The sequence below is a fragment of the Geminicoccus flavidas genome, from assembly GCF_009806515.1.
Taxonomy (GTDB): domain Bacteria; phylum Pseudomonadota; class Alphaproteobacteria; order Geminicoccales; family Geminicoccaceae; genus Geminicoccus; species Geminicoccus flavidus.
In genome coordinates this window covers 1-2820 of record NZ_WUJP01000438.1, presented here as the reverse complement: position 1 = coordinate 2820, position 2820 = coordinate 1, and the positions used below count along the sequence as shown (strand labels likewise).

Here is a 2820-nt window from a genome sequence, read left to right as displayed (position 1 = left end):
GGCAGCACCTGGTAGCCCGGCCGCACCAGCCGGAGCCGGTCGGCCATGGCCGCGAGCTGCCGGCGGATCGGCGGGACCCGCTTGGCGGCGTCCGGCAGCCGGCGTTCGTCCTGGGCGGCCCGGCCGGTCCAGTAGGCCCACTCGGCCTCGCCCACCACATAATCGGCGTTGGGGAAGACCCGCTGCCCGTCTGGGTCGAGCACGCCCATGACATGGTCCTCATGGGCATGGGAGATCACCACGGTGTCGATCTCCCCAGGCTCGACCCCGGCCCGGCGGAGGTTGTCGGTGAGCCTGCCCAGCGTCGGCCCGAGAGAGGGGCCGGCACCGGTATCGATCAGGACCTTGCGCCGGCCATCATCGATCAGCAGCGTGTTGACCTGGAGATCCACGGCCTGTGGTGAGAGGAACCTGGAGCGCAGGAGTGCTGCGAAATCGGCAGGTGGTGCTTCGGGCGCCAGCATCGGCTGGGCCGGTTCGGCATGGAACACGCCATCGCTCACCGAGATCATGGCGAGTTCGCCCAAGCGGAAGCGATAGAAGCCCGCCCCCTGCAGGTCGTCCTGCGACGGTCCGGCCGCCGCACGTGCCGGTCCGGCCTGAAACCGTGTTGCCGCGAGCGCACCCGCGCCTGCGAGAAGGCCGCGGCGCGACGTCCCGGCGACGTTCATGGTGACACTCCAGCCCAAAGTTATGTGCTGGCCGTTATGAAACTCGCGTTGCCAGTGTCAACGGGTTTTGTTACGAGCGTCACAAATCCACTGCGGTAGGGGGAGCACCGCGTTGGAAGCCGTGCAGCAGCGCAACAAGGGTGGCCGGCCACGCAAGTTCGTGCGCGAGGAGGCGCTGGACCGCGCGCTGGCGCTGTTCTGGGAGCGCGGCTACGAGGCCACCTCCATGGCGGACCTGGCTGCGGCCATGGGCATGCACAGCCCGAGCATCTATGCCGCGTTCGGCTCGAAGGAGGATCTGTTCCGCGAGGCCGCCGCCCGCTACGAGCAGCGCTTCGCCTCCCGGCTGAACCAGCTGCTGGAGGAGGCGCCCACCGCCGTCTCGGCGATCCGCGCCTTCTTCGCCGAAGCGATCGAGACCTATGTCGAGTGCGCCCGGGGCTGCTTCCTCGTCATGGCGACGGCGAACGGTCCTGCGGACAGCGTGGTGGTCCGCGAGCGCCTGGCCTGCAAGCGGGAGCGGGGGCTGCGCGCCATCCGTGCCCGGCTGGAGCGCGGGCGCCGCGAGGGCGACCTCGATCCGGCCTGCGACGTCGACGCGCTGGCCGTCTACGTGATCACGGTCGCCCAGGGCCTGTCCATGCAGGCGCGCGAGGGGGCATCCAGGGAGACGCTGGCCGCGGTGACGCGGACGGCGCTCGCTGGGATCGAGCGCTACGGAAGGCCCGAGCCCGGGCAATGATGCCGCCCGTGGCGCCGGCCTCAGCCCAGCGCCTTGCGGACGGTGCCGGTGCTGCGCATCAGCAGCGCCAGCGCGCCGACCGTGACGATGCTGAAGCCGATCAGGAGCGTCGCGATCGCGGTGATGGTCGGGTTCACCTGCAGGACCAGCTCGTTGAACATGCGCTTGGGGATGGTCTCGATTCCGCCGGCCAGGAAGATGGTGACCACCACCTCGTCGAAGCTGATCACGAAGGCGAAGATCCAGGCCGCACCGGCACTGGGGGCGAGGTTGGGCAGGAGGACCCGCCGGAACATGGTGGGCCAGGACGCGCCCAGCGTCAGCGCCACCTGCTCGATCCGCAGGTCGAAGCTGCGGATCGCCACGGTCATCACCAGCACGACATAGGGGATCGCCAGCACGGTGTGGCCGATGATCAGGCCGAACAGGGTGCCCAGCAGGCCGAGCTTGGCGAAATAGATGTAGAGGCCCACGGCGGTCACGATCTGCGGGACGATCAGCGGCGCCATCACGTTGCTCTCGACCAGGGCGCGGCCGCGGAAGCTGCCCCGCACCAGGCCATAGGCGGCGATGCTGCCGATCAGAAGCGCCAGCGTGCTAGCGATCAGCGCCACGATGATCGAGTAGCCGGACGCCACCAGCCAGCGCCCGTCGCCGAAGAAGGCCTGGTACCAGCGCAAGGAGAAACCGGGCGGGGGGAACTCCAGCGAGCTGGCGCTGGAGAACGACATCGGCACGACGATCACGATCGGCAGGCACAGGAACAGAAGCACCGTGATGCCGGCGAGCGTCAGGAGCAGGCGGGGCAGGTGGCCGGGTTCGGTCATCTCAGTTCCCCGCCTGGCGGCTGAGGCGGACATAGAGCAGGTGCAGGAGCACGGTCAGGATCAGGAGGATGATGGAGATCGCCGAGGCCAATTCCCAGCGGGGCAGGCGGTTGATCAGCATGTCCAGCATGTTGGCGACCATCGGCACCCGGCCGCCGCCCAGGATCGCGGGCGTGACGTAGAAGCCGAGGGTGAGGATGAACACGAGCACCATGCCTGCGGCCAGGGCCGGCACGGTGAGCGGGAAGAAGATCCGGCGGAAGACCGTCCAGCGCGAGGCGCCGAGCGTCTCCGCCGCCTGCAGGATCCGTCCGTCGATCCGGATCATCGCGGCATAGAGCGGCAGCACCAAGAAGGGCAGCAGGAGGTTAGTGGTGCCGATCACCACGCCCAGATCGTTGTAGAGGAAGGCCACCGGCTCGCCGGCCAGGCCCAGGTCCAGCAACGCCCGGTTGACCACCCCGTTATTGCCCAGGACCACGATCCAGGCATAGCTGCGCACCAGGATGCTGACCCAGAACGGCAGCACCACCAAGGTGAGGGCCACCAGCCGCGCCGTCCCACTCAAGGAGCGCAGCCA

Annotated in this window: 4 protein-coding genes; 1 reads left to right on the top strand and 3 read right to left on the bottom strand. The window is 68.8% G+C overall.

Going from position 1 to position 2820, the window contains the following annotated elements:
- The coding region (locus EQG76_RS12305) for an MBL fold metallo-hydrolase (RefSeq protein WP_159713734.1) at positions 1 to 671 on the bottom strand (671 nt) is incomplete at its 3' end.
- Positions 672 to 792: 121 nt separating this feature from the next.
- On the opposite strand from EQG76_RS12305, the gene EQG76_RS12300 reads away from it, so the two are divergent.
- Positions 793 to 1413 carry a TetR/AcrR family transcriptional regulator gene (locus EQG76_RS12300; protein ID WP_159713736.1) on the top strand — a complete coding sequence of 207 codons (621 nt, stop codon included), beginning with the start codon at positions 793 to 795 and terminating at the stop codon, positions 1411 to 1413.
- Between the two features lie 20 nt (positions 1414 to 1433).
- On the opposite strand, the gene EQG76_RS12295 is transcribed toward EQG76_RS12300, so the two are convergent.
- Positions 1434 to 2240 (bottom strand): ABC transporter permease, encoded by an 807-nt coding sequence (locus EQG76_RS12295; RefSeq protein ID WP_159713733.1) that lies wholly within the window; start codon positions 2238 to 2240, stop codon positions 1434 to 1436.
- Position 2241: 1 nt separating this feature from the next.
- A partial coding sequence (locus EQG76_RS12290) for an ABC transporter permease (RefSeq protein ID WP_235031336.1) occupies positions 2242 to 2820 on the bottom strand: 579 nt, incomplete at its 5' end.

Excerpts from the sequence above, each read along its gene's own strand:
- EQG76_RS12295 (WP_159713733.1), bottom strand. The coding sequence starts at position 2,240 with ATGACCGAACCCGGCCACCTGCCCCGCCTGCTCCTGACGCTCGCCGGC.